The following is a 26,130-nucleotide window of genomic DNA, read 5'->3' as shown; positions in this document are numbered from 1 at the left end:
GGAGGACTACTGGCAAAAACGTATGCAAATTATCGGCAACGTCGTTATCGGCGTTGGAAACTACAAGTGTGTTTCACAAAATTTGGGACAATAACAAAAAATTCCGCCAGTCCGTTGCCGCTGCAGGCCGGCCGGTCACCGGCCGCTTTCGGCATCGCCGCAAAGTGCCACAGCGCGATCAGCGCCATCACCGCCGCCGCCAGCGCCAGCGCCACGCACCAGCCCGTTTTCACCGAACCGGAGCGGTGTTCGATCACTCCCGCCAGCATCACCAATCCTCCCTGCACCAGCACCGAAGCGATCCGGTAGAACGTTCCCCGGATTCCGGCGAAAAACGACTGTTCGTGCGAATCCAGTGCGATCAGGTAGAAGCCGTCCACCGCCGCGTCGTGCGTCGCGGAAGCAAACGCCAGCAGGAAAAATGCTCCGATCAGCAGCCAGGTCAGTTTGTCCGACAGGATCAGGCCCGCCGAAGCCGTGAAGATCACCGCCATCAGCAACTGCATCCCGATCGCCCACAGCCGCTTGGTTCCGAACAGGTCCAGCACCGGCGTCCACAGCGGCTTGAACGCCCACGGCATCGCGATCAGGCTCGTCCACAATCCCACGTCACGGTTGTCCATGCCCAGCGATTTGAACAGGATCACCGACACCGTCGCCACAATCGCATACGGTCCGCCCTCCGCAAAAAACGCGGTCGGAATCCACAGCCACGGATTCGTTTTCTTCTCCGGCACGGTTTTCTCCCTTTTCTGCTCGTTCCTGTTTGCCCAGTCTAGAGGAACCAGGCGCCCCCGGCCGCCGGAGGCGAGTCACCGGGGAGGCCTGCCGTTTTAAAGGCAGGGGGGGTCGGGGGGCGAAGCGCCCCCGGCCGCCGGAGGCAAAGATCACCGCATGAAAGTGTCGGTAACCTGGAGCAGGCGCGCTTCGTCGAGCGCGGGCGCGAGGAACTGGATGCCGACGGGCATTCCGGTTTCCGGGTCCCTGCCGGCGGGAACGCTGATGCCGCAGTTGCCGGAGAGGTTCAATGCGATCGTGAAGATATCCGACAGATACATCTGCAGCGGATCGCTGGTCTTTTCGCCGAACTTGAAAGCGACGGTCGGCGTAACCGGCGTCAGCATCAGGTCACACCGCTTGTAGGCTTCTTCAAAGTCGCGGCGGATCAGCGTGCGAACCTTCTGAGCGCGCAGATAATAGGCGTCGTAGTAGCCGCTGGAGAGCACGTAGGTGCCGAGCAGGATGCGGCGCTTGACTTCATCCCCGAAGCCTTCGCCGCGGGTCTTGAAGTAAGTATCCACAAGGTCGCGTCCCTCCTTGCGGTCGCCGTAGCGGATGCCGTCGAAACGCGCGAGGTTGGCGCTGGCTTCGGCGGTCGCGATGATATAGTAGACGGCGACGGCGTATCTGGTGTGGGGCAGCGAAACTTCGACGAGTTCAGCGCCGAGGGAGCGGACCTTTTCAATCGCCTGCTGCGTGATTGTTTCGACGCCGGAAGCGAGGCCGGAGCCGGTGAAATACTCCTTCGGCAAGCCGATCTTCATCCCCTTGAGCGAACCTGAGGAATTGCGGACCGCATCCGCGAAGCCGCCCGCCGGATTCGGCAGCGAGGTGGAGTCCATCGGGTCGCCGCCCGCGATCGCGTCGAGCAGGATGCCCGCGTCGAGCGCGTCATGGGTCATCGGGCCGATCTGGTCGAGGCTGGACGCAAACGCCACGAGTCCGTAACGCGAAACCCGCCCGTAGGTCGGCTTGAGCCCGACGATGCCGCAGAAAGCGGCGGGCTGGCGGATCGAACCGCCGGTGTCCGAGCCAAGCGCGGCCGGGGCGAAACTCGCCGCGACACACGCCGCCGAACCGCCTGAGGAACCGCCGGGAACCCGGCTGACGTCGCAGGGGTTGGCGGTCTTCTGGAACGCGCTGTTTTCGCAACTGGAACCCATCGCGAATTCATCCATGTTCAACCGGCCGAAGGGGATGAACCCCTGGGCCCGGAGCCGGGCGACGGCAGTGGAGTCATAGGGGGATTTCACCGGCGCAAGAATTTTCGACGCGCACGAGCAGGTCTCCCCTTCCGCGACGATGCAATCCTTGATGCCGACCGGAATACCGTCGTAGTCGCTGAGCGGCTTGCCGGCGGCACGGCGCGCGTCGGCGGCCTCCGCCGCCTTGAGCGCCTGTTCGCGGTCGAGTTTCAGGAACGCTTTGATTTCGCCGTCTTTGGCGGCGACCCGGTCCGCATAGGCGGCGACCAGCTCCGCGGCGGAAAACTCCTTCGCGGCCAGTCCGGCCGCCAGCTCGTGGATCGGACGGTTTACGAGGTTGAGTTCAGCCATTTCAGTTCATCCCTTCCCCGGGCAGCACCTGCGGCACCCGGATCAGATCGCCGTTCATCAGCGCCGGCGCATTGGCAAGCATCCGGTCGCGGTCGAACGGCGTACCGGCTTCATCCTCGCGCCAGACATTCGAGAGCGCGGCCGCGTGCGCGGTCGGCTCCACCCCGGTAAGGTCGAGTTCGCCGAGTTCATTGATGTATTCGACGATGTTCTGCAGGTCGTTCTGCAGACGCTCCGCCTGTTCCGGCCGGATCTCCAGCCGGGCGAGCGCCGCGACGTATTTGATATCGATTTGCGGTTTTTCCATCCTGTCCTCACCGGGCCGCCGCCGGAAAACCGGCGGCGGCAGTTGGTCGAATTACTTGCCCTGTTCGAGTTCGAGCGTCCGGGTCACGAGGTCGCAGACTTCGGCGGGGCCGAAGTACTGGATCGGGCCGGGATAGACGTAGGCGGTTTCCTTCGCCCATTCCGCGCGGTGCGCCGCGAAGAACTTGAACGGAGCGCCGTCCAGCTCGACCAGCGCCTTTTTGATCACCGGCTTGTCGTGACCGTGACGCCGTTCGATGTTCATCATCATCGTGATCGGAATACCGCCGGCGATCCACTTGGAGGCCGGGAGCATCGTATTGCGCACGCTGGACATATAACCGGTCTTGCCCGCGCCGATCAGCGCCGCGGCGTTGTAGCCGAGGCTGTAGCAGTAGTCGGCGTCGTAGTTCGACGGAGCGGCGCAGCGCCCTTCGTAGCCGAAGAAGTGAACCTGCGTGGAGAACTTGCCGTCATAGGCGCCTTCGCTCTTCATCTGCTTCAGGCGGGTGCCGACCATTTCGGCGAGCATCTTTTCGGTTTCGATCAGCGAAACCTGCACGTTGCCGTGCGGGTCGCGGTCGTTGCAGAGCTGCATCTGGATGCCGGTCGGCAGTGAACTGAACACCTTCGCGGATTCGGCAGAGAGGTTCGCGTTGGCGAATGCGACCTTGTCGGCCTTTTCCATCGCGTCAACTTTGGCGGCGTTGGCGGCCAGCAGGTCGTTCAGCTCGGCGATCAGCACCTTGATTTCCGGCACGAATTCGATCAGCCCTTCCGGAATCAGCGCGACGCCGAAGTTCATCCCGGCTTTGGCGCGGGCGGCGACCACGACCGCCATCTCCTCGACGATCTGGGCGAGGGTCATCTTCTTCGCGGCGACCTCCTCGGAGATGATCGCGATGTTCGGCTGGGTCTGCAGCGCGCACTCCAGCGCGATATGGGAGGCGGAACGGCCCATCAGCTTGATGAAGTGCCAGTACTTCTTCGCGGAGTTCGCGTCGCGGCCGATGTTGCCGATCAGTTCGCTGTAAACGCGGCAGGCGGTGTCGAAGCCGAAGCTCGCTTCGATCCACTCGTTCTTCAGGTCACCGTCGATGGTCTTCGGGCAGCCGACCACCTGAATCCCGACGTTATGGCTCTTGAAATATTCGGCCAGCATGCAGGCGTTGGTGTTGGAGTCGTCGCCGCCGATGATCACCAGCGCGGTGATGCCGAGCACTTCGCAGTGCTTGCGGGCCAGCTCGAACTGCTCGTCGGTTTCGAGCTTGGTGCGGCCGGAGCCGATCATGTCGAAGCCGCCGGTGTTGCGGTAGGCGTCGATGATCGAATCGGTCAGCTCCATGTACTCGTCCTTCACCAGACCGTCAGGCCCCTTCAGGAAACCGAAGAGCCGGCTGGATGGGTTGATCGACTTGATGCCGTCATAGAGGCCGGCGATCACGTTGTGGCCGCCGGGGGCCTGGCCGCCGGAGAGGATCACGCCGACCGTCAGCGGACGGGCTTCGCCTTTTTCGCCGGCCTCGAAGGTCAGCACGGGGCTGCCGAAGGTGGTCTTGAAAATTTCCCGCACCTTTTCGACGTCGGCGACCGCGGTGGTCGGAGCGCCTTCGGTGACCTTGACCAGAGCGCCGTTGGCCAGCGCGGGCGGGAGTTTCGGGGCGTAGGCGGCGCGCGCCTTCTGCAGCGGAGAGATACTCATTGCAATCATTCCTGTATGTTGAATTATATGATTTGGGAATATACAGTCTATATAAAATAATCCGGAAATCTCCATTTATCAAGTTGGAAATTGCGTACCGGGAAACTATATTTCAGGATTAAGGAGAACACCGTATATGAAATCACTGTTCAAACCGGAACAACCAATGGGAAAATGTGAGCGTTCCGGCATTTTCCTCGCTCCTGCCCTCTGGCTGTTCGGGCTTCTTTTTCTCAACGGTACAGGCCGCCTGCCGGAGGGCGGGTTTGTCGGCCTGCTTACTGCGGAGGTTTTGTTCTGTACCGCTTTTCTGTGGTTGTTTCCCGCAATGCGCCGCCGGATTCTGAATCCCGCCGCGTCTTTGCATACGCTTTTTCTGCAGATTATTGCGGCAATTGCCGTCATGCTTTTCGCGGCGTTCCGACAGTTTGACGCCATACTGCATCTGCCGGGATCACCTCTGCGCTTTTCCGGGCTTTGTTTTTCCTTTGTAATTCTGAACGGCCTGACTGCGTGGAACTGCCTCGACCTGATTTACCGGCTCGAACCCTATCATTACTCCCGCAAAGGAGCCCCCGTCGCGATCGCCCTGCTGCATTTGTTTCTCTGGCTTCCGCTGCTTTTCGGAGGTGCGGTACTCGCCCGGTGGCTGTTCAACCGGCAGCTCAATGCCGGCAAGCCGGAAAACCTGCAGGAACTGCGGCGGCGTTACAGCTTCATTCTGGCCGGAGCAATCCTTTTCTGGTCTGCTGTCTGGCTGAATCACGCCGATTTCCTTTACGCGGTGGAAACGGGGACCCGGTATCAGTTCTCCGGCAACTGGCTGCTGATTCTGCTACCGGCGGTTGCACTCAACCTCTGGATTGTCGCTCCGATGCCTTTTCTGTTGCTCCGGCGTTTCGGCTGGCCGGTTGCATGGGGAGTGATGTGCATTGCTTTTACGGCATACGGATACCGGGGCCTCAGCCATAACAATCCCGACACCCATTTTTCCGCCGACTTCGGCAAAACGGACAGTTCGGTCCGGCTTCAGGCGATGTCCACCATCCGTCCGGGCGGAAGATTCGGCGGAACCATCTATGTTTTCAGCGGCGACATTCTCCGTTTCGCCGAAAGTCAGGCTAAACTGCGCCGCATGAAATTCAATGAACAGCTTTCGCCCATTGCCATTCCTCCGCAGTTGGAGCCGGCTGAACTGCAGGAGCCTCGGCCCGGATGGGGCGACCCGCATTATTTCATCTACCCGATTCCAGAAAAGAACAGACTGTATATCAGAGTTTTCCGGTAAATAATTCCGAATCCCTCCCGCTTCCGGCTGGACATATCCGCCGAAGTCCGCTATATTGCCGTAGGATCAATCGCATTCAACAGGGAGGAGTCGAGGATGTTCCGGTTTCTGTTTTTCACTGTTCTGTCGGTCACATTGGCGACGGCCGGCTGCCATAGCGCCGCTCCGGTTCCCGCACCTCCGCCGGCTCCCGAAGCGGAGCAGGTCGAAATCAGCGACAAAACCTATTCCGACGCGGCGGTATTCGCACTGGCAATGGAAATCCTGCGCAAAAATTACGTCGATCCCGACCGCGCCACCGACGCCAGACTGCTTGAAAACGCGCTGACCGGACTTGCCGGAGAGCTTGATCCCTATTCCGGCTACGAACCGCCGACGCAATTCACCGAAAACGATTCCAAGCGTACCGGCGAACTGGTCGGCATCGGAGTCGAAGTGGTCAAATCCGCCAACCAGCCTCTGCTCATCACCGGCGTAATGCCCGGCTCGCCCGCGCAAAAGGGAGGCCTGCGTCCCGGCGACCGGATCGTGGAAATCGGCGGCAAGCCCACCGCCCGGCTCCCGATGCAGGAGTGTTTGAACCTGACCCGCGGGAAGGAAGGCAGCGAAGTGGAACTGAAGTACTCCCGCGACGCCGCGGCGGAGCCGCTGGCCATCCGGCTGACCCGCGCGATGATCGTGCGCCCGTCGATTCCCGCCGACGCGGTCAGGCGCCTGCCCGGCCATATCGGCTATATCAAGATCGAAAGTTTCACCGGCCATACTCCCGAAGAATTCCGCGCCGCGTTGCGGAAACTCAAGGCTCAAAAGCTCGACGGGCTGATCCTCGACCTGCGAAACAACCCCGGCGGCCTCGTCGGCAGCGCCGTCGAAATCGCCTCGATTTTCCTCCCGGAAAACGAACTGATCCTGCGCACCCGCGACCGTCACGGCCGCCAGACTCATGAAATCCGTTCCACCAGTGATCAGCCGCGCGAACTCGAACTCCCCGTCGTAATCCTGACCAGCCCATTCACCGCCAGCAGCTCCGAACTCTTCTCCGGGGCCCTGCAGGACCACAAGCGTGCCCGCCTTGTCGGTATGCGCACCTTCGGCAAGGGAACTTTGCTGCGCATCGTGAAACTTCCGAACGGCGGCGCTCTCCGCTACGCCAACGCCCGCTACCACACCCCCCTCGACCATGTGATCGAACGGCGCGGCCTCACCCCCGACGTCGAAGTCCGTCTCTCCCCCGGCGAAATCTTCCGCCTCTCTGAACAAAGCCGCAACCACCCCGGTGAAATCCAGCCCGAAGAAAAAGGCGCAATCCGTGACATTCAGCTCGAAAAAGCCCTGGAGCTTCTCACCCCGCCTCCCGTTCCCGCTCAGGACATGCCTTCGGCGGCCGGGGGCGCTTCGCTCCCCGGCCCCCCCGACCGGCAAGGTGCCGGCGCCGGGTACGGCTCATAAGTTTTTTCTATGCAAAAACTTATGAACCGGAGTTATTAATCGTCCATGCATGGGGAACGTGTTTCTCAGGTGCGGCAATTTCTCCCTTTCCGCCGTTATCAGAAAATTCCTGACTTTTTTTTGCAATCGCCGGATAATCTTGCTCATTTTCAGTTGAAATTCGACTTGACAAGGTGTATATTACACAGTAAAATTTCATTCAAATTACTGATTGAGGACTTCTATCATGCGCTACATCGATCAATTCATGGCCGCGTTCCCGTTCGAGGGACTGACATTCGACGACATTTCGCTGGTGACTCAGTATGCGGACTTCCTGCCTCACGACGCGGATGTTTCCAGCAAATTTTCGCGGAACGTCAAACTCAATATTCCTTTCGTCAGCGCGGCGATGGATACGGTCACCGAGAGCGACATGGCGATCGCGATGGCCCGTCTCGGCGGCATCGGCGTAATCCACAAGAATCTCTCCATCGAGCGTCAGGCCGACGAAGTCCGCAAGGTCAAATATTACCTGAACGGGATCATCCGCACCCCCGTGACCTTCCATCCGGAGCAGACCGTCGCCGAAATGATGAATGAGAAGCGCGTGAAGAAATACTCCTTTTCCGGCTTCCCGATCGTGGACGACAACGGCAAACTGGTCGGCATCATCACCAGCCGCGATTTCAAGTTCCTCTCCGACTACAACATCCGCATCCGCGACGTGATGACCAAGGAACCGGTTGTCGCGAAAGACTCCATCTCGATGCTTCAGGCGTACAAGATGATGGTCGAGCACAAGGTCGGCAAGCTGCCCATGGTGAACTCCGAAGGCAAATTGACCGGCCTTTACAGTTTTCTGGACGTGAAGACCCTGATCGAAAAGGAAGAGCCCGACTACAACCGCGACGACCGCCACCAGCTGCGCGCCGCCGCCGGCATCGGCCCCTATGACGAAGCCCGCGCCGAAGCCCTGATCAACGCCGGCGTCGATGTGCTGGTGCTCGACACCGCCCACGGCCACTCCAAAGGCGTGATCGACACCGTGAAACTGTTGAAGAAAACCTATGGCGACCGCGTCGACGTGATCGCCGGCAACATCGCGACCGCCGAAGCCGCCAAAGCGCTGGCCGATGCGGGCGTGGACGGCATCAAGGTCGGTATCGGCCCCGGCTCAATCTGCACCACCCGCGTGGTCGCCGGCGTCGGCGTGCCGCAGGTGACCGCCGTTTATGAGGTCGCCAAATCGGTCCCGCGCGACCTGCCGGTGATTGCCGACGGCGGCATCAAGCAGTCCGGCGACGTGGCCAAGGCGCTGGCGGTTGGAGCCTCTTGCGTAATGATGGGTTCCGCGCTGGCCGGCACCTCCGAAAGCACCGGCGAAGTGGTGCTCCACCAGGGCCGCAGCTATGTGATCTATCGCGGCATGGGCAGCCTCGCCGCGATGAAAACCGGCAAGGGCAGCCGCGAACGCTACGGTCAGGACGATGTCGAGGACGATGCCGAGCTGGTGCCGCAGGGCATCGAGGGCATGGTTCCGTTCCGCGGCGCGGTCCGCAACGTGATCATCCAGTTCGTCGGCGGTCTGCGGTACTCCTTCGGTTACTGCGGCGCCCGCACCCTTTCCGAATTTCAGGACCGCGCCAAAATGGTCCGGGTCACCGCCGCCGGCCTGCGCGAAGCGCATCCGCACGACGTGACCATGGTCAAGGACGCCCCGAACTATTCAGGAAAATAAAGGGCCTCCGGCAGATGAAACAGTTCAGAATGATCCTGGCGGCGCTCCTGCTGGCAATGGCGGCGCTTCCCGCGTTCTCCGCGGAAAAGCAGCCCGCCAAAGGCAGGCCGCAGCGGTTCGCCGTCGTCAATCTTGAGAAGGTGTTTCAGGAATACTATAAAAGCCGGATCGCCGAAGATGCGATCAAACAACAGGCCGAAGTATTCCGCAATTCCATGATGCGCCTCAACGAAGAGCTGCGCACCCTCAAGGAAGAGGCCCGTACCGCCCGGATCAATATGGACAACATCGCCCTTTCCGAAGCCGAACGGGCCGAAAGCCGCAAAAACGCCGAGAAGAAAACCCGGCAGGTCGCGGAAAAAGAAGCCGATATCGAGCTTTATATGAATCAGCGCAACACCGAAATGCGCAAGATCGTCCAAGCCAAACGCGAAGGAATCATCGCGGATATCAAAAAGGAAATCCAACGCCGGGCAACTGCCGAAGGCTATGATTTCGTACTGGATTCCTCCAGCAAAACCCTGAGCGAACAGCCTGCCGTCCTGCTCTTCCCTGAGCTGGATGACCTGACTTCTCAGGTGATCACGGAGCTGAACCGCTCCCGCACGGTTCCCGCCCCCGCCTCCGCCAGGCGCGAGACTCCCCCGGCAACCGATCTGTTGAAATAATCCTTCACATTCGATATCAGGAATTTCGCCTTTGGCCGCCAAAGGCGAAATTCCCACTTCAGAAAACCTGCACGCGGCGTGAATTGTTAATTTTCAATGAAAAAACGGTTCGCAACCTTGGGGGAATTGCGTTTCAGTTGTATATTGTTATTATAGTGCGGGAAATGAAAGCGGGAGGTAATCCATGTGCACAGGTGAATTCAGTCTGGTGATTCTGGTTCTGATTGTGGCGGCGCTGATCGGAGGCTACTGGCTCGGCACCCGCCGTAAGGAGGAGAGTGAGGCTGCTGTGCCGGATGGCGGAGCGCTTTCCCCCGCGGAAACCGAAGAAACGGCAGTTCCGGTGCCGTGTGTGAAGAAAGACCGGTTTGCCGGTGCCGAGGTCAGTTCGCACCTTTATCACTTTGATACGCTTTCACAGCTTTCGATTGCCGGCTGCTGGCAGCTGAAGCTGGAATGCAACGCTTCCGAAAACTACTGCCGGGTAACCACCGAAAACAGCCTGCTGGAGTTTGTGAAAGTCGAGCACGTCCGTGGCGGACTGCTGATCCGTTATACCGGAAAGAAACAGCCGTCTTTGCCGATGACCATCGAAATCAAGACGAAAAGCCTGCCGGAACAGGTCAAGGGAACCGGGCCGAACTCCATTGTGATCGAGAATGCACGCGGCAATAATTTCACCTGTAAAATTGCGGATCGCTGCCGGCTGCTGATTTCCGATGGCGAGCTGGATGAATTCAAACTGAAAGTCACGGGTTCCTCGCAGGCGGACTGCCGGGCGGCCAGCTCCCGCGCCGACCTGAAGATCACCGATGCGAGCAGCGCCGAATATCCGGGAAAAATCAGGCGGCTCGACGCCGAAGTGGCGGGTGCTTCGAAACTGAGCGTCGCTGCCGCGCAGCGCGCCGAATTGCAGGTTTCCGGTGCCAGCCGGGTCAAGATCGAGGCTTCCGAAAAGCTCTCCGGCGATGTATCGGGCAGCTCGACGGTGAAGTATTCGGGGCCGGTGGAAAACGTCGATTTCCGCACCTCCAACTCCTCGCGGGTCAAGCGGGGCTGATTCCTCCCGAATCCATGACCGACGGCGGCTCGAGCGTGAATACTCCCACGCGTAACGCAAAACTGCACAGAAAGAGACGGGATTTCGCCTTCGGCAAGCAAGGCGCTCCGCCTCTGCCCGCCAAAGGCGAAATCCCGCTTACATGGTCACACAGCGCCAGGCGTGGAGGCGACCTCCGACATCGCGGCAGGGCGTGACGGCCCCCAGTTCGTAACGGATTCCCCGGTATTCGAGGCCGTCGCCGATATGCGGCTCCGGGCTGTCGCCGCGCAGCAGGAACACCAGCGATGTGGTCACGCTCCGGTCGGCGGACCAGCTCTCCGTCCCGGCGGCCACGGCGCGGCAGGAATGCCGGACCACGGCGGCTTCGTTATCCGACAGCGGGGCGCGCCGTGAATGCAGCGTTACGAATTCGGTGAATTTTTCCTCGAACATCACCGCTCCTCCTCACTGTTGCGCAGCTGCCAGCTCTCGATCTCCTTCAGGACCGCCTTGCGCCGGACCGGATCGATCTTGCGCACCTTTTCCAGCAGGAACAGCGCTGTGCGGGCGACCTCGCGGCGGTAAGCGGCGCCACCGGAGAACCGTTTCAATTCCACCAGTGACTCGATGGAGGATTTCAGGTCGGCCACCGCGAATTCCCGGTTGTAGGCAATCTCCGGCACCGGGATCGCGGCATCGTATCTGGCCATCAGCTGCCAGCATTTCAACTCGGCCTGTTCGAGCATGTCGGCACGGCAGGAAAGGAACTGCTTGACCTGATGATAATCCCAGGCCTTGGATTCGGCGGTCTGGGCGTCGCGGGACGGTGTCACCAGCGCCATGCCGACCACGTCGAACAACTCGCGCTTCAATGCGTCGTTTTCCGCACGGATCGAAGCGGTATCCGCACCGGACGGCGAGATGTAACGGCTGATGCCGCGCTCCTCCGGACTCTCCCACAGTGCGGCGGAGCGGGCGAGCACATGGCTGAACTTCTCCGGCTCCCCTCCCGGAGCCGCGGTCGAAGTCCGCGCGCCCCGCGCGAAGCTGTCGGAAATCACCAGCAGGCCGAACATCTGTTTGACCACATTCATCTGCGCTTCGGATTCATTGTTCAGGATCGCATCGCTGATCCGCACCACGTCCTCAAAGTAGTGCCGGGATTTCAGGCCGAAACCGTCCGGCTCGACCAGGTAGACCGCCGGAACCGTACCGAGATTGTGCGCGGAACGGCCGACCAGCCGGATCACCCCGGTCCCCTGTTCCCGCTCGAACACCATTGATTCGGTCCGGGTCAGCAGCCGGCGGCGCAGCACCGTCGTGCTCGGGGCGAAGGGGCCATGGTCGACGATGTCAGGTTCCTCAAACAGAATCCAGTCCAGTTCGCCATCCGTTCCGAAGCTCCAGTCCGGAATCTCCAACGGCGAATAGGCCTTGACCGCAGGACGGATTCGCTCCCGGCGGCGGCGTTCGCAATCGACCTCCCCTTCGAAGAACGGCATCTCGACCGTCAGCGCCGCACCGCCGTACACATTCAGCAGCGTCGAAAACTGGCGCATCACCTCGTTGGCACGCAACCCGGAACGGGAAAAATCCTCGACCAGTTCCGGTTCAGCTCCATCCCGCTGCGGCTCCACCGACAGCACAAACTGGGTAATCAGCCGGGCCAGTTTGCGCGGATAATTGAAGTAATAGGCCCGGTGCAGCCGTTCTGCAAATTCCAGTTCGATTTCGGAAACATGCCGGATCAGCGCGGTCCGGATATAATCGCTGCCGCCGGAATAAGCGGCCCGGCTCCGTTCCCATACTTCCCGATTGGCCTGATGCAGGCGGTGGCGGCGGTGAAACAGGTGTTCGAAATTCTCGTCCATCACAAAAGCTCCTTTTGTTGCTGCCGGGTCCTGCCGGCGTTTTTAAAAAGAACTTTTGTCAACTTTTCAGCTCGTCGGCCCTGCCGCCTCCGGGGTTCCTTCCGCAGAATAAACCGCCGGCTCTGCTCAACCGATGGGATACCGCCCCGAAATCAAGTGCTTTTGCCGCTGTTCCCTGCCCCGTCGATGCTATCGCGCTGAAATTCTTTAGCAATTCTCCATACAATCGAGCTTAAATCATCAATATAAAAGAAAACAATGAAAAAAATACCTTTCGATGAAGTTGGGGGTTGACAATACGGGCAAGGCGTGTTAATTTTAGCAAAACGTTTGACAGCAGAGGTTGAGCCCGTTATGAAAAGCGCGATTCTGGATCATTTGAGGGAAAATTTCGAGATCACCGGAGACAACGCCGTAATGGTGCTGGACACCTACTGCCAGACCCTTGAGCGCCATGTCCGGGAACTCGGAGCCGCCATCAATGACGAGGACATCCTGAAAATCCGCGCGGTCACCCACTCCATGATGGGATGCTCCTCCAATGTCGGCGCCATATCAATTCTGAAGCGCGCCGGTGAAATCAATCAGGCCGCCCATCGCCGCGACCTGTCCGCCGCCCGGCGTTCCTACGCGCTCCTTTGCGAAGAAGTGCGGAATCTGGACTAACTTCAATATGGAGTACTGCACCGGCACCTCACCGAACAAGGCTGCTGTCCGGTTCCGCCCCCTGAAGCGCGCCGACCTGCCGCTGCTGCTGAAATGGCTCCACGACCCGGCCGTTCTTGAATTTTACGAAGGGCGCGACCGGAAATTCACCCGCGAGCAACTTCTGGCCGAATATTTCAGTAAAGACGACATCCGGCGCAACCTGATCGAGCTTGGCGATTCTCCCGCCGGTTATCTGCAGTATTACCCGGAACCGCCTGAACCGGGCCGGTTCGGAGTCGATCTTTTTATCGGCGAACCCGGTTTATGGGGGAAAGGGTGGGGGCGGGCGATTCTCGACCGGCTCGTCGGTGAGCTGTCCGAAAGCGGCGGCATCACTTCGCTCCAGCTCGATCCCCGCGTGGAAAATCTCCGGGCGATCCGGTGCTACAGTGCAGCCGGTTTCCGGCGGGAAAGGCTGCTTGAGCATCATGAATTCCACGAAGGAGCATGGCATGACTGCCTGCTGATGGTGCGCCGTTTCCCGGAGTTTTCGGAAAATAAACGGCCCGGCACTTGAAAAAACGGTAAAAAGTCAATATAATACCTGAAAGGCAGCCGTGGTTTCCGGACGGTTGTCCGCATCATTGAAAAACTTGTCATACCAAGGACAATTACGCAAGGAGAAAGAACAATGGATGAATTGACCAAAAAAATCACCGAACGGCTCGAATCGCTCCGCGTCCACCTGCAGGCCGACGGCGGCGACCTCGAAATCGTCGCGATCGAAGGAAAAACCGTGAAGCTCAAGCTGCAGGGCGCCTGCGGCGGCTGCCCGCACGCGGCCATGACCATCAAGGGCGGCCTCGAGCGGATTCTGCGTGAAGAGATCGATCCCGAAATCGTTATCGAGCGGGTGATCTGAGCAGGTCCTCCAGGGAGTTGTTCCCCGGATCGGAACCCGTCTTCGGCTGCGAGGGTTCGCGGCGGAGGACGGGTTTTCCCTTGCTGTAATCGATGATTCCGTCGTAAAGCTGAACGGTATACGTCTGCACGACCATGTGATCCGTCAGCAACTGCCCCCGGAACTGGACGGTGCGGCGGTGGTCCGGTAAAGTCCATGTGACCTTCGCATCGCCGGTCCGGTCGCCGTAATAATTGATCTCCACCTCAGGTTCGGTATCCTCAATCGCCCGAAGTTCCTGCAGGCCGACCGCCTTCGGCGACCGCTTCAGTGCGGCGCGCGCAATCAGCACCAGGTCCTTTTCCTCCCGGGGAGTCAGCGCCTCAAAGGTTTCCCCATTGACCGTCACCGTCGGCGCGCAGCCGTAAAACAGAAGCGCCGCCGTCAGGCAGAGTGCCGCCAGACAAAACTTTCCGATCATTTTCCGTATTCTCCGTTTTCCGTTCACAATCCTGTCGGCAATTCCGCAAACAGAGTTTCGATCCCGAACTCGCGCCCGATCCGTTCCATCAGCGCGCGCGGCCCGGTCGTCTCCGACGCGTAATGCCCCAGCGCCAGCACCGTCATATCCAGCTCCAGCGCGTAATGGTACATCACATGCGTCAGCTCGCCCGTCAGCAGGAACTTCACCCCGGCGGCAGCCGCCTGTTCCAGCGCGTCCAGCCCGCCGCCGCCGGAAACCACCGCCGCTTTCCCCTGCGGGCGATCCGGTGCGCCCAGCAGCTGCGCGGCGCATTTCAGCTCTTTTTCAAACCGCGTTTTCAGCTCCGTCGCGGTGACCGGCGCTTCAAATTCTCCGATAAAACCGATGTCCACCCCGTCGTACCGGCAGTAGGGGATCCGTTTTCCGAGGCCGGCCAGCCGGCAGAGCTCCGCGTTGTTGCCGAACACCGGATTGGCGTCCAGCGGCAGGTGCGCGGCGTAAAGGTTGATTCCACTCCCGAACAGAGTCCGCAGCCGTTCCGCGGTCACGCCGGTGAAGCGGCGCGGTTCGCCGCCCCAGCTGATGCCGTGGTGCACGAAGATGAAGTCCGCGCCGCGTTCCGCCGCGAGCCGGAAAGTCGCCAGACAGCCGTCGACCGCAAAAAGCGCCCGCGTCACCTCCTGCGCCCCCTCCACCTGAAGGCCGTTGTTCGAATGGTCAGAACGATAGGCGGACAGGTCGAGTTCACGGTCCAGCCAGGCGACAAGATCGTCTCTTTTCATCAATGACTCTCCTCAGGTTCCGGCGGCGGGTTTCCGGTCAGGAACCGGGCGCACAGAATCGCCCAGCGAAAATCGCTCTCTTTCCGTTCCGCCGCATATTGTTCAAACTCTCCGGGCCGCTCCATCGCTCCGATCCGCCGGATTTCCCCGCGGTCCAGCCGGAACAGCACCGCCGACGGCTTTTCCACGCCGAACGCAGCCAGTTTCTTTGCCGCCCGCTTCACCAGCCGCCGCGAAATCCCATTGCGGATCAACAGGAAAGCCGGATACGCCAGCGCCACCGGCCAGAACGGCCACACCGGCAGCCCCGGCAACCAGAAAGACTGCGCCACCTGCGCCAGCAGCAGCAGCAGCGCCGGAATCACAAACCAGATCGCGTCATACTCCCGGATGAAGCAGTTGCCCAGATAGCGGCGCAGCCGGCTCGGACTGGTCTGGTAGGCGAAATACTCCTCCAGCGTGATCTCCTCCAGCGATTGCCGCATTGAGTGGCAAAGCTCATGGGCGAGCAGTTCACGGCGGTTGTAGAAAAGCCAGCGCTGCCGTTTGCGGAATGCGCCGCGGATCAGGAACACCGACAGCGGATGGTCGGGGTCGCAGATCATACAGCCGCCCCACAGCAGCCCCACGTCGCGCGACAGAAAAAAACCCGGAACATGCCGGGTCCGAAAGCTGTACAATCGATCCGTCACCTCTTCCGCTTCTCCGATGATTTCATCCGGGATCCGGTCCTGCGAACGCAGCTGCAAGCCATACACGCCGACTTCCCCGGCCGCCGCCAGTTCCGCCTCGAACTCACGGTGAATCCCGAGAATCGTCTCAACCCGCCGAAAGAACTGCTCCGCACTTTCGCCGCGGCGGGGAAGAAAACCGGCTCCGTCCAGTTCGACGCCGCGCGCCAATTCTGCTTCCGGAAAACTCATTCGCCTTTCTCCGGCTCTTTGCCGTTTCCGCCAGCAGAGTCTCCACTGCCGCCCCCGTTGCGGTTATTGCGCGGCGGACGGTTGCGATCGCCGCGGTTGCTGTTTCCCGGCTTTCCCTGCTGTTCTCCGGCCGTCCGGTTCTGGCGGTTGTCATTATTGCGGCGGTTGCCGCCATTGTTTCCCCCGCCGTTGCGCGGCCCGCGCTCCCCGGCCTGGATCGTGATCTCGTCGCGCAGGAACCAGCTCACATTTCCGCTTTCCAACTGCACGGAAACCTTGCGGGTCAGCAGGTTGCGGTCGCAGATCCGGCCGCGCCCCTGGGGAGTGTCGCACCATTCGCCGCGCTTGGGCATCCCCTTTTCCAGCTCCTGATAGCCCTCGTGCTCGTACTTCAAACAGCACTTCAGCCGGCCGCAGGCGCCGGAGATGGTCGCGGGAGTCAGCGAAAGATCCTGCTCCTTCGCCATTTTCACGTTGATCGAATTGAACTCCTTCAGGAAACGGCGACAGCAGAGCTGCTGTCCGCAGACCGCGATTCCGCCGTAAATGGAAGTTTCGTCACGGACGCCGATCTGGCGCAGTTCGATCCGGGTGCAGAGCGCCCGCGAAAGCTCCTTGACCAGCTCCCGGAAATCCACCCGCCCGTCGGCGCTGAACTGGATCGTGACCAGTTTGCCGTCCAGAGAATAATGGGCGTTCAGGAGCTTCATGCCCAGGCCGAGGTTTTCGACCAGGGTATGCGCGGTCCGCAGCGCGGAGCGCGCGCGCATATCGTTGTCGTTGGCGGTGGAAAGATCGGCCGGCTCCGCTTTGCGCTGGGCTACCGGAATCTCCCCCTGCCCGTTCACGGGAGCGGCCTTTTCCAGTTCCCGGGCGATTTCCCCCATGTCGGTATAAAATTCGCGGCGGAAAATACACAAATCATGCGGCTTGAGGCCGAGTTCAGCCTGTGCCTTGATTTCCACCGAACTGCCGTTGTCGAGTTTGACGGCGAAGAACTGGTCCATGAAACATCTCCAAATATGTTATCGCGCCGGAGGGACGCCGGATTCGATCCTGAAATTCTCTATTTTACAATATAGCAGGAATTTCCGCCGATTGCAAACGCCGGAAGATCAGAAACGGAAACCATCCGCTTCGAGCTTTTCCACCGCGATGTGGCACGAGATGCGGAAGGTCCATTTCAGGGCCTCGAAAAGCGGCAGAATCGGATCGGTGCCGCGCAGCGGCAGGCTCTCCGCGTCGCGCTGATACCACTCCCAGTAGGCCCGCGCGCAATCGGTCGGGAAAGTGAGCTTCTTGAAATACCCGACCAGCCGTTCGTCGGCATTCAACGGAACCTTGCCGTCGAACATGCCGAGCGTTTCAAACCGGTTCGGCTGCCGGTTGGCAAGGTTGGTGGCGGCTTCGGCGGCGCGGGCGAAAACGAATGTGAACAACGATGAGACTTCATCGCTGGAAAGTTCGTGAAGATTGCGCCTGCGGCGGTCGGCAACCTGCTCGAACATCTTGAAAAACAGCTCTTTTTCCGCCTCTGCCAGAACCGGGTCGACAGCGAGGGGACGCTCAAGAAGCCCGGCGGAGCGGGCGGTGTCGACGACAGTGAGCGCCGCAGCCTGGGCGAGCAGTGAGCGACTGAATTCCGGCATAAAAAAATCTCCCAAGAATTAAAATTAAAAAACAGGCGGTTTGACGGATCCTCTCCGGCGGATTTTTTATCTTTCTTTATTTTTCAGGGGATTGCCTCCGAATACCCAGTCCTCATAGGTTTCCGAATCCCTCTTCATGCGATCGCGCACCGCTTTCTCCTCGTCCCGCGCCTGAACGCCCAGCCCCATTTCGGACTCCACCAGCGCCTTTTCCTCTGCGCTCAACGACGAAGTCACCGTCAGCGGCGCCGGTTTGCTCCGTTTCGGCTTCAGCAGCTTTGCCACCGGGTCCTCCCACTCTTCCCCGGCATCCGCCGCCTGCTTCGCCTTCGCCTGTTTTGCGGCCGTCTCCTCCGGCGTCTCGTCAAAAAGCGCCCGGAATGTGCTGCATCCGGTCGCGCCGAACAACACCAGTGCACACAGTATTCCCAACCGGATTTTCATTCTTCCACCCTTTCCGGATCATTTCTTCCACAGTTGATGTTCTATAATGTAACCGCCTTTTTCCGTTTTGTCATCCCCTTCCGCAAAAAACCGGATTTTTTCCAAAAAACTGATTACAAAACTTGATGTAACTGATTACATTAATCATAATATATTCAAGACAACATATAACTGAAAGCATCCTTATGCTGCTGCAACAACGTGCCGAACAACTTTACGAACAACTCGACCGGGAACTGCTGAACTTCACTCCCGGCAGCCGTTTCTACTCCGCGCGGCAACTGGTGCTGCGGTACGGCGTCAGCAGCCGCGTCGTCAACGCCGCTTTGAAACAGCTTGAAAAGCGCGGAGCGATCGAAACCCGCGCCCAGAGCGGCATCTTTGTGCTCCAGAGCGGAGCGCGGCGCCGCATCACCCTTTTCCAGCCCGACTGGCCCAGCGAAAGCCAGAAACGGATCGCCAACTCCCTGCGCTCCGAATTGGCCGCTTTCGGCCTGTGTTATGATTTTACCATCGTGCTTTACGACTATCAGCAGGACATACCCTCCCTGCTCGAAAACAGCACCGCCGACCTGAACATCGTGCACTGGAGCGGCTCCCGGCTCAGTCGTGAGGAACTGCGCCGGGTCGCCGCGCTCGAAACCCCGACGGTGATGCTCTGGTACGATCTCGCGTGCGCGTCGATCCATTCGGTCAGCGCCGGCGGGGAATACGGCGGAATGCTCGCCGCCGCCTGCCTGCTTAAAAAAGGGCACCGGAAACTCGCAGTGCTTCCCTCCGAACCTCATAATCAGGATGTACGCAAACGCGTCGGCGGTTTCGTCGACACCGCCCGGTTGTTCGGCGCAGAGGCGACCGTGATCGACTGCGACATCCACCCCGGCGATTTCTCGATGACCCGCGCCCACGACGCGCTTGCCGCTCACCTGCAGAAATCCGGCTGCGATTTCACCGCTCTTTTCGTAGTCAGCGACGAATCCACGCAGGGAGCATTCGCCGCCCTGACTGAAGCCGGGCTTTCCATTCCCGGCGACGTCAGCGTCATCGGCTACGGCAATGCGCTCAACTCCACTTATTTCACCCCGCCGCTGACCACGATCGACGGACACAATGAGGAGTGCGCCCGGCGGCTGGTGGCGGCGATCCATGAACTGCTGTCCGGAACGCGCAAGGATTTTCTGATCGACATCCGGGTCAAACCGATCCTGATCGAACGCAGCTCCGTACGCGACCTGACGCCCGATAAGAAGAAGAAAAACTGAACAGGAGGTATCGCATGAAAAACTATTTTACATTAATTGAATTACTCGTTATTAAAACTTGTCAAATATACAATCTCTTTCCATATACTGCTCTGCGTAAAAGAGAGGCGGCAAGGTGCCGCCGCCAAGTAACGGGATGTGCGTCGTCACTGCGTTCCTCCTGCTTATCCCGCCGGGGAGCTCTGCTCCCCCGCCCCCTCGTTCCCGCTCTGCGTGAAAGAGAGGGGTCCGGGGAAGAAAAAGCGGCGACTTGCGCCGCGTCTCTCCCCGTACCAGACAACCTTAACCTTTCACATACTTCCGGCAAGCTCTCATGCCTTTGCCAATGCCCTGCAAGCGGCAAGCCGGAGCAAAAACGTGAAGTTGTCTTTCCGCAAAAAAGCGGGAAGATAACTTCACGTTATTGCGGATCTTCTTCCCACCGCCGACCGACCGCGTCTTTGCACTGCACCGCCCCCTACCCGGCACCGGCACCTTGCCGGACGCAGGGGGCGCGGCACGAGGCGGACACGCCCCCCGCATACCGCCATGTAAGGCCGTTTACCCTTATTGAGCTGCTCGTAGTGATTGCGATCATCGCCATTCTCGCCGGCCTGCTGTTGCCTGCTCTCGGCCGGGCGAGGGAGCGGGCGCGTGCGATGAAGTGCTCCGGGCACCTCAAGCAGACCGGCACCGCCATGACCGCGTACGGCATCGACTACGGCGACCGCATCGTCCCCCACCGCAACACCACCAACAAAGGCGGCGGAGACCCTGAGGACCCCACCTACAATCCGGCCCAGCCCCAACGCTGGGGCCAACCGCTGGCCGCTTACCTCGGCGGAACGGTCAGGGAGTGGGACGAAGCCCGGATGGACCTCTTCTGGTGCCCGCTCGCCAACAACATGCGGTACAACCGCAGCCAGACCGACAAAGACGCGGGGAAGATGCTGCTGAGCAGCTACTGCTGGTTCAACGGCCGGGAAATTGAAACCAGCACCGCCTACCGGCACTACCGGTACTGGGGCTGGACCTGGAACCGCAAAGTCGGCCAGCTCCGCGACATCAGCAACCGCGTCCTGTTCCGGGAATGGCTCGGCAAAGAGGGGCTCGCGAACAGCAGCGCCGAATACAATCCCCACGCCGGCGGCGGAAACTGGCTCTTCGCCGACGGCCACGTCAAAGCCGTCCGGAACCTCTGACGCTTTCTCTCCGTTTCAAGATAACCACGAAAGGAATTTCATGAAAAAGACGCTATCCATGTTTCTGCTCGGCGGTGTGCTGGGCGCGGCCGCCGCGCCGATATTTCAGCTCGACACGGACCGGCCCTCCGAGCGCCGCGAAGTCGCGGCCGGGCGCTATCTGGATTTCGGCACGCTCAAACTGAATAAAAACAGCGTACTGCGCGCCACTGCCGATCCGGCCAGACTCGCCGCGGAAGGCACCGTATTCTGCTGGATCATCCCGGACCGGAGCTTCGGAACCAGCCAAACGCCTCAAATCATCTTCCAGCTCGGCGGCCGCCACTGGGAACCGAACAACCTTACGCTGATGCGTGAATCCGACGGCTCCATGCAGGTGGTCTTTTTCGGCCCCGGCGGGCGCGTATTCCATAAGTGGAAGGGCGGCATCCGTCCGGGAAAGCTGAACAGCTTCGCCGTCAGTTATGACAATGAGCATGTGAAGGTGTTCGCCAACGGCAGGCGGCTCGCGTCGCTGAAAAGCCCCGGCCCCCTGAAACTCTCCTCCGGCAGTTTCAGCATCGGCACTCCCGCCGATCCGGCCCGGACTATCTGGAATTACACCGGCGATTTGCTCAATCTTGTGATCGACGACACCGCTTTACCCGAAGCGCAGGTGACGGAAACCATGGGGCGCTACCGCTTCCGCCCCCTCGCTCCCGCCGCCGAAAACGGCCCGTATGTCAGGCAGGCCGGCAACACCGTGCAGGTCGGCGGCGACAAGCTGGAACTTCAGGTCACCGCCTCCGGTCTGCCGCTGGCGATGTACGACAAGCGCACCGGCAGGCTGCTGATCGCCGACTGGCAGGAGACCGGCCCCGCCTGGTGGAGCTTCACGACGGCGGGCGGAACGCCGAAAAGCTACGATGCTTCGCAGGCCTCCGCGGCATTCTCCGTCGAGACGCGTGACGGCATGAAAAGCGCGGTGTGGCGTTATACGCTCCCGGAAAACCGTTCCGTCTTCACTGTCCGGGTCACCCCCTCCGCCGCCGGAGAACTCCGTTTCGGATACACCTTCACGAACAGGTTCGGCCAGCCGGTCAAGGAGATCTATTTCCCGAATCTCGGCGGTTTTACCAAAGGCCGCGACAGTTGGGGATTCATCCCGCGCTGGCAGGGGATCAGGCGCGATCTCAAAAAGAATTTCCGCTACCTCTGCTACGGCGGCCCCGGTCACCTCAGCATGATGCTGCTCGGCCTCGGGATCGATGATTGCACGCTGCTCCTCTATCCGCAGGATCCGGCCGGCCACGTGAAATTCGCGGCGATCGATGACCGCGGTTCCGGCCCGAACGGAACGGTCCGGGTGAACTGGCAGAACCGTGACTGGGTCCTCCCCGGCGAAACCTATGCCGCCGACCATGAATTCGTACTCGCCAATGTCGGCGACACCGGCCTCCGGGGGCTGGCCGAGGAGTACCGTAAATGGGCGACGAAACAACCGTGGTACGTGACCTTCTTCGAAAAGCGCAGGAACAATCCCAATCTCGACCGGGTGCTCAACGGCGTGGTGAAGATGGTCGGCTATGAAGCATTCGGCAAAAACGGCCGCGTGTATGACCCTGACCGGGCCGCCAAGGACAAAACATGTCCCTTTACCTATAATTACGCCGACTTCCTGCGCGTTGCCGACCGGATCGAAACCGTTTACGGCGTGAAGCCCGCCTACCGTTACGACGGCTGGTGGGGCAGGTTCGACAGCGGTTATCCGGTCTATTTCCCGGTCGACCGGCGGCTCGGCGGCAGTTTCAAAGAGTTCATGGACGCCAACCGCAGCAAAGGGCGCGTGGTCTTTCTGCACACCAATCCGATCCAGTACGATTTTGAATCTCCGAAGTTCGACATCAAAAAGATGGCCCTGCAGCCCGGCGGGACCTACCAGGAACAGAGCTGGAGCCGCAACCGGCTCTACTTCGCAACCCCGCGCGCCGTCTCCCGCGAAGTGAACGCGGCTGTCCGGGAGATGGTCGCACAGGGGGCCAACGGCATCTTCGAGGATGTGATCGGCTGCACCACCCTGCTCGACGTGAACCCCGCCGGCAACTATCCGTACTGCTGGCGCGATGCGGGAACCGCGGCGGTGGTCGAACTCGCCCGGCAGCTGCGCGAATCTTCCGGCAGCGCTTTCCGCGGCACCGAAGGCGGAGAAGAGCGGCGCATGCCTTATTACGACGCTTTCATGATGGGGGCAGGCGACCACGATGAATACGTCCCCTTCATCAGCATGGTTTACGGCGACTGCATCGCCAACTGCACCGGCATCGAGGGCGGCGAGAGCGGCGTCCGTCCCCACGACCGCGCCCGAAGGATGCTTTTCGGCGTAATCCTCGGCGCCGACGGCCGCCACGACTGGGCGCGGCGCGGCTACTCCGCCGGAGCACAGATGATCTTCCGCACCCAGCAGGTGCTCAAAGAGACGGTCGGGAAGCGGATTCTAGACTACCGCCAGCGCGGTTTTGAAACCCTCTCTATCTGGGAAAACGCCTGCGTGGTCGCCAACCTTGACCGGAAACGGGGCACAGGCGGCATCACCTTCACCGGCACGCCGCTCGGCACGGTCACCCTGTCCAATCCCGCCGCGGACGGCGTCGTGCTGATTCGCAAGGACGGCGCTTTCGCCGCCTACCGCGCCGCCGGAGCCGAAGTGGACGGCAGACAACTCTTCACGGTCCCTCCCGACGCCGTCGAAGCCGCCGCCGTCGTATTTGACGGCAAAGAACTCGCGGTCGGCAATCTCGGCCCGGAACGCATTACGCTGCCGATGCCGCTGGACGGCGGCGCGCTGAGCGGCGATTACATGATCCGCCCCTCCGGCAGGACCGGCCGGCTCGCGCCGCATGAAACCATCACTTTGAACAGCAATGAAGTGATCTTCATCCGCTGACACGGGGCCTGCCGATGAAATCCACTCTGTGCATCTGGCTGTCGGTACTCTCCCTGACCGCGGCGGCGGGACTTTACAATCACGCCGCCGCGCGGCCGGTTCCGGAACCGATCGTGATCGACGGGATTCTCGAACCGGCATGGTTCACCCGGTCCGATGTCTACAATCTCGGTTCAGCCGACGGAACAATCAACAATCTGATCGTCGAGCATTATCTGACCATGCTCCGGCTGCTGTACGACCGTGATTATCTCTATGTGAGTTTCGTCTGTTCGGATGATACCCCCACTGCGACCTTCACCGAACGTGACGACCCGATTTACCGGGAGGATATCTGCGAAGTGATCTTCCTGTTTCCGGGCAGCTCCGAACTGCTTGAACTCTCCGTTTCCCCGACCGGCGTTCTCTATGACGCCGCCGTCCGCTGGAACGCACAGAACCGCCGCGACATCGACACCGGCCGGGATATCGCCGGCCTGAAGAGCGCGGTGCGGCTCGTTGCGCTGCCCGGTTCGCCGGGACGTTCCGTCTGGACCGTGGAGCTGGCGATCCCGTGGAAATCGCTACGCGGCGCGCCGGAAACGCCGCTTCGGGCCAACTTCCTGCGCTACAAGCAACTGAACAACCCGGAACTGAACCGGCGCTTCAATGTTTCCGGCTATCTGCCGCAGAGCCTCTTTCCCACCGGCGTGCGCGCCTGGTCCTCCGGTCCATCCGGCTTCCGCCCGCTGTACGCCCGCCCCTGAACGTCACTCGCGGCGGCGGTAGCGGCCGGGGGAAAAGCCGGTTTTCCGCTTGAAAAGCGCGGCGAAGTGATATTCGTCGGAAAATCCGAGCGCGGCGGCGATCTCCTTGATCATCCCCGAGGAGGAACGCAGCAGTTCACAGGCGGCGGCGATCTTGCGCCGGATCAGGTATTGCGCCGGAGTTTCTCCGAAATCCCGCTTGAAAATACGGATCGTCTGAACCTTGGAACGCGCGGCAAGGGCGGCAAGTTCATCCAGCGACGGCGCTTTTCCGAACACACACCGGTCGAGGCGGTCGCGCAGGCGGATTCCCGTTTCGGAAACGGCCGGCTGCGGATGGGCGGCGGCAAGGTCGGCGGCCATCGTGGTCACGACCGCCATCAGGAACTCCGGCCCGAGCCGGGAGTGGGTCTGCTCCGGGTGCAGCCGCAGTTGATGCAGCAGCTCCGGGAACAGTTCGGGCCGCGAAAAGCCTGGTACCACCAGCACGTCGCGCAATTTGTAAAGCTTTTCCAATTCGGCCACAAGCGGACCGGAAAAGTTGATCCAGTGCTTCACCCACGGATTCCGCGCATCCGAATAGTAGCGGTGCTCGGTTCCCGCATGCACGAAATAGAGGTCTCCGGCAGACGGATGGGTTACCACCCCCCCGGCCTCATACGTCCCGGTGCCGCACTCAATGTATTCGAGCACCCAGAGGTTTTCACTGCGGGGACGGGCGATCACATAGCCGCCGTCGCAGTAGCTGGTCCCGGCCAGGTGCAGCCGAAAAGGGGCTTCCTCCGGCGGCGCCGGAGGAAATATGAAATCTTCACGCATTTGGAAGCCCTCGCTCTTTCTGTATAATATAACAAGAATCCACGCCGTGTGCAAGTCTTTCGAGTGGAGATTTCGCCTTTGGCGAAATCCCGGTTCGGAAACTTGCACACGACATGAATCCTGAAAAAAACAATCCCCGATGGAATTGACAAGCCGCCCCTGCAACGCTATTTTATCCGAATGGCGGAACCATTCAAAGAACTATGCAAACTGACCGGGCAGGCAGTGGCGAAATATAAAATGATCGCGGCGGGCGACCGGATTCTGGTCGGCCTTTCCGGCGGCAAGGACAGCTTTGCGCTGCTGCATGCTCTGCATGCGCTGCGCCGCAAGGCCCCGGTGGAATTCGGACTGATCGCCGCGACGTTCGATCCGGGTTTCCCGGAATTCAATCTGCCGGGCATCGCCGGTTACTGCCGCCGGATGGGCTGGGAACACCGCATGGTTGCGCTGCCGGTCGCCGAAATCCTCGAAGAAAAGAAGTTCACCGCCACTCCCTGCGTGCTCTGCTCACGCCTGCGCCGGGGAAAGCTGTACGGACTGGCCCGCGAACTCGGCTGCAACAAACTTGCATTGGGACAGCACTTCGACGATATCGCCGCCTCCTTCCTGATGAGCCTGTGCCGGGGACAGGGACTTACCACGATGGGGCCGAACGTCCCGGCGAAATCGGAACCGGGAGTGCGGATCATCCGTCCCTTCGCCCTCGCCCCCGAATCGCTGATCAAATCCTGCCTGACTCAATGGGATCTCCCGGCGGCAGGCAAATGCCGCTATGAAACCGAGCTCAAGGCAGGCGACCGGGCCTTCTTCCGCAACCTGGTGGACGAACTGGCGGAACGGATTCCGAACCTGCGTTCCCAGATGGCGCGTTCCCTCGGAAATCTTCAGCCGGAATATCTCCTTGATCCCGCCTACCTCAAAAAATCGTAATTTTTTTTGATTTCGATTTGCATTTTTCCCCGGAACAGGTATATTGAAGAGCA

26 protein-coding genes and 1 pseudogene are annotated in these 26,130 nt (G+C 60.4%); 13 read left to right on the top strand and 14 right to left on the bottom strand.

Going from position 1 to position 26,130, the window contains the following annotated elements; all coding sequences use genetic code 11:
• Positions 1-374 precede the first annotated feature (374 nt).
• The 4 genes and pseudogenes from C8D82_RS22290 to C8D82_RS07925 all read right to left on the bottom strand — a co-directional run.
• Positions 375-647: pseudogene (locus C8D82_RS22290) on the bottom strand (MFS transporter); the annotation flags it as partial.
• Positions 648-887: 240 nt separating this feature from the next.
• The gene (gene gatA, locus C8D82_RS07935; RefSeq protein WP_116883735.1) at positions 888-2,336 is read right to left on the bottom strand and encodes an Asp-tRNA(Asn)/Glu-tRNA(Gln) amidotransferase subunit GatA; all 1,449 of its coding nucleotides are present in this window, start codon (positions 2,334-2,336) and stop codon (positions 888-890) included.
• A gap of 1 nt (position 2,337) precedes the next feature.
• Complete coding sequence (gene gatC, locus C8D82_RS07930) at positions 2,338-2,643, bottom strand: Asp-tRNA(Asn)/Glu-tRNA(Gln) amidotransferase subunit GatC (RefSeq protein WP_116883734.1); 306 nt, start codon at positions 2,641-2,643, stop codon at positions 2,338-2,340.
• Positions 2,644-2,694: 51 nt separating this feature from the next.
• Positions 2,695-4,344, bottom strand: a complete 1,650-nt coding sequence (locus tag C8D82_RS07925; RefSeq protein WP_116883733.1) for a diphosphate--fructose-6-phosphate 1-phosphotransferase — start codon at positions 4,342-4,344, stop codon at positions 2,695-2,697.
• A 136-nt stretch (positions 4,345-4,480) separates the two neighbouring features.
• Between C8D82_RS07925 and C8D82_RS07920 the strand changes: the two genes are divergently transcribed.
• Together C8D82_RS07920 and C8D82_RS07915 are read left to right on the top strand one after the other, a co-directional pair.
• Positions 4,481-5,632: a hypothetical protein gene (locus C8D82_RS07920; RefSeq protein ID WP_133245109.1), complete on the top strand. Its 1,152-nt coding sequence runs from the start codon at positions 4,481-4,483 to the stop codon at positions 5,630-5,632.
• A gap of 96 nt (positions 5,633-5,728) precedes the next feature.
• On the top strand, positions 5,729-7,081 hold the full coding sequence (locus C8D82_RS07915) for a S41 family peptidase (RefSeq protein WP_116883731.1): 1,353 nt from the start codon (positions 5,729-5,731) through the stop codon (positions 7,079-7,081).
• 19 nt (positions 7,082-7,100) lie between these two features.
• On the opposite strand, the gene C8D82_RS21140 is transcribed toward C8D82_RS07915, so the two are convergent.
• The gene (locus C8D82_RS21140; protein WP_165832919.1) at positions 7,101-7,280 is read right to left on the bottom strand and encodes a hypothetical protein; all 180 of its coding nucleotides are present in this window, start codon (positions 7,278-7,280) and stop codon (positions 7,101-7,103) included.
• A 27-nt stretch (positions 7,281-7,307) separates the two neighbouring features.
• On the opposite strand from C8D82_RS21140, the gene guaB reads away from it, so the two are divergent.
• From guaB to C8D82_RS07900, 3 genes are all read left to right on the top strand, one after another.
• Positions 7,308-8,801, top strand: coding sequence for an IMP dehydrogenase (guaB, locus tag C8D82_RS07910; protein ID WP_147836105.1), 1,494 nt, complete (start codon positions 7,308-7,310; stop codon positions 8,799-8,801).
• A 14-nt stretch (positions 8,802-8,815) separates the two neighbouring features.
• Positions 8,816-9,469, top strand: coding sequence for an OmpH/Skp family outer membrane protein (locus C8D82_RS07905; protein ID WP_116883730.1), 654 nt, complete (start codon positions 8,816-8,818; stop codon positions 9,467-9,469).
• A 184-nt stretch (positions 9,470-9,653) separates the two neighbouring features.
• Positions 9,654-10,529 (top strand): GIN domain-containing protein, encoded by an 876-nt coding sequence (locus tag C8D82_RS07900; protein WP_116883729.1) that lies wholly within the window; start codon positions 9,654-9,656, stop codon positions 10,527-10,529.
• A 138-nt stretch (positions 10,530-10,667) separates the two neighbouring features.
• Here the strand turns inward: C8D82_RS07900 and C8D82_RS07895 are convergent, their stop codons facing one another.
• Together C8D82_RS07895 and C8D82_RS07890 are read right to left on the bottom strand one after the other, a co-directional pair.
• Positions 10,668-10,964 (bottom strand): hypothetical protein, encoded by a 297-nt coding sequence (locus C8D82_RS07895; protein ID WP_116883728.1) that lies wholly within the window; start codon positions 10,962-10,964, stop codon positions 10,668-10,670.
• Positions 10,964-12,382 (bottom strand): hypothetical protein, encoded by a 1,419-nt coding sequence (locus tag C8D82_RS07890; RefSeq protein ID WP_116883727.1) that lies wholly within the window; start codon positions 12,380-12,382, stop codon positions 10,964-10,966. The genes C8D82_RS07895 and C8D82_RS07890 overlap by 1 nt, the downstream gene beginning before the upstream one ends.
• 354 nt (positions 12,383-12,736) lie before the next feature.
• On the opposite strand from C8D82_RS07890, the gene C8D82_RS07885 reads away from it, so the two are divergent.
• From C8D82_RS07885 to C8D82_RS07875, 3 genes are all read left to right on the top strand, one after another.
• Positions 12,737-13,048, top strand: a complete 312-nt coding sequence (locus C8D82_RS07885; protein WP_116883726.1) for an Hpt domain-containing protein — start codon at positions 12,737-12,739, stop codon at positions 13,046-13,048.
• Between the two features lie 7 nt (positions 13,049-13,055).
• The gene (locus tag C8D82_RS07880) at positions 13,056-13,607 is read left to right on the top strand and encodes a GNAT family N-acetyltransferase (RefSeq protein WP_116883725.1); all 552 of its coding nucleotides are present in this window, start codon (positions 13,056-13,058) and stop codon (positions 13,605-13,607) included.
• A gap of 114 nt (positions 13,608-13,721) precedes the next feature.
• Complete coding sequence (locus C8D82_RS07875; protein ID WP_116883724.1) at positions 13,722-13,952, top strand: NifU family protein; 231 nt, start codon at positions 13,722-13,724, stop codon at positions 13,950-13,952.
• Here C8D82_RS07875 and C8D82_RS07870 read toward each other — a convergent pair.
• The 6 genes from C8D82_RS07870 to C8D82_RS07845 form a co-directional block, all read right to left on the bottom strand.
• Positions 13,933-14,412 (bottom strand): hypothetical protein, encoded by a 480-nt coding sequence (locus tag C8D82_RS07870; RefSeq protein ID WP_116883723.1) that lies wholly within the window; start codon positions 14,410-14,412, stop codon positions 13,933-13,935. The genes C8D82_RS07875 and C8D82_RS07870 overlap by 20 nt on opposite strands.
• A 23-nt stretch (positions 14,413-14,435) precedes the next feature.
• Positions 14,436-15,197, bottom strand: a complete 762-nt coding sequence (locus C8D82_RS07865) for a Nif3-like dinuclear metal center hexameric protein (protein ID WP_116883722.1) — start codon at positions 15,195-15,197, stop codon at positions 14,436-14,438.
• Entirely contained in the window at positions 15,197-16,120 is a 924-nt protein-coding gene (locus C8D82_RS07860) for a hypothetical protein (RefSeq protein ID WP_116883721.1), read from the bottom strand. The genes C8D82_RS07865 and C8D82_RS07860 overlap by 1 nt, the downstream gene beginning before the upstream one ends.
• Positions 16,117-17,127 carry a PSP1 domain-containing protein gene (locus C8D82_RS07855; protein ID WP_116883720.1) on the bottom strand — a complete coding sequence of 337 codons (1,011 nt, stop codon included), beginning with the start codon at positions 17,125-17,127 and terminating at the stop codon, positions 16,117-16,119. The genes C8D82_RS07860 and C8D82_RS07855 overlap by 4 nt, the downstream gene beginning before the upstream one ends.
• 108 nt (positions 17,128-17,235) lie before the next feature.
• A complete protein-coding gene (locus tag C8D82_RS07850; protein WP_116883719.1) occupies positions 17,236-17,769 on the bottom strand; it encodes a hypothetical protein in 534 nt (177 codons plus the stop codon).
• Between the two features lie 66 nt (positions 17,770-17,835).
• Positions 17,836-18,213 carry a hypothetical protein gene (locus C8D82_RS07845; protein ID WP_116883718.1) on the bottom strand — a complete coding sequence of 126 codons (378 nt, stop codon included), beginning with the start codon at positions 18,211-18,213 and terminating at the stop codon, positions 17,836-17,838.
• A gap of 185 nt (positions 18,214-18,398) precedes the next feature.
• On the opposite strand from C8D82_RS07845, the gene C8D82_RS07840 reads away from it, so the two are divergent.
• The 4 genes from C8D82_RS07840 to C8D82_RS07825 all read left to right on the top strand — a co-directional run bounded on the left by C8D82_RS07840 (position 18,399) and on the right by C8D82_RS07825 (position 24,325).
• Positions 18,399-19,475, top strand: coding sequence for a substrate-binding domain-containing protein (locus tag C8D82_RS07840; protein ID WP_116883717.1), 1,077 nt, complete (start codon positions 18,399-18,401; stop codon positions 19,473-19,475).
• A gap of 440 nt (positions 19,476-19,915) precedes the next feature.
• Complete coding sequence (locus tag C8D82_RS21560) at positions 19,916-20,656, top strand: DUF1559 family PulG-like putative transporter (protein ID WP_207776088.1); 741 nt, start codon at positions 19,916-19,918, stop codon at positions 20,654-20,656.
• A 40-nt stretch (positions 20,657-20,696) separates the two neighbouring features.
• On the top strand, positions 20,697-23,579 hold the full coding sequence (locus C8D82_RS07830) for a LamG-like jellyroll fold domain-containing protein (protein ID WP_133245108.1): 2,883 nt from the start codon (positions 20,697-20,699) through the stop codon (positions 23,577-23,579).
• Between the two features lie 14 nt (positions 23,580-23,593).
• Positions 23,594-24,325, top strand: a complete 732-nt coding sequence (locus C8D82_RS07825; protein WP_116883715.1) for a carbohydrate-binding family 9-like protein — start codon at positions 23,594-23,596, stop codon at positions 24,323-24,325.
• Between the two features lie 3 nt (positions 24,326-24,328).
• Here the strand turns inward: C8D82_RS07825 and C8D82_RS07820 are convergent, their stop codons facing one another.
• Positions 24,329-25,144 (bottom strand): AraC family transcriptional regulator, encoded by an 816-nt coding sequence (locus tag C8D82_RS07820; protein WP_116883714.1) that lies wholly within the window; start codon positions 25,142-25,144, stop codon positions 24,329-24,331.
• A gap of 180 nt (positions 25,145-25,324) precedes the next feature.
• Here C8D82_RS07820 and C8D82_RS07815 point away from each other — a divergent pair, with 180 nt between their 5' ends.
• Positions 25,325-26,077 (top strand): PP-loop family protein, encoded by a 753-nt coding sequence (locus tag C8D82_RS07815; RefSeq protein WP_116883713.1) that lies wholly within the window; start codon positions 25,325-25,327, stop codon positions 26,075-26,077.
• Positions 26,078-26,130 lie beyond the last annotated feature (53 nt).

The sequence above is a fragment of the Victivallis vadensis genome, assembly GCF_003096415.1.
GTDB lineage: Bacteria > Verrucomicrobiota > Lentisphaeria > Victivallales > Victivallaceae > Victivallis > Victivallis vadensis.
Note: the sequence above shows the minus strand (reverse complement) of the source record. Positions and strands in the feature narration are given on the sequence as shown.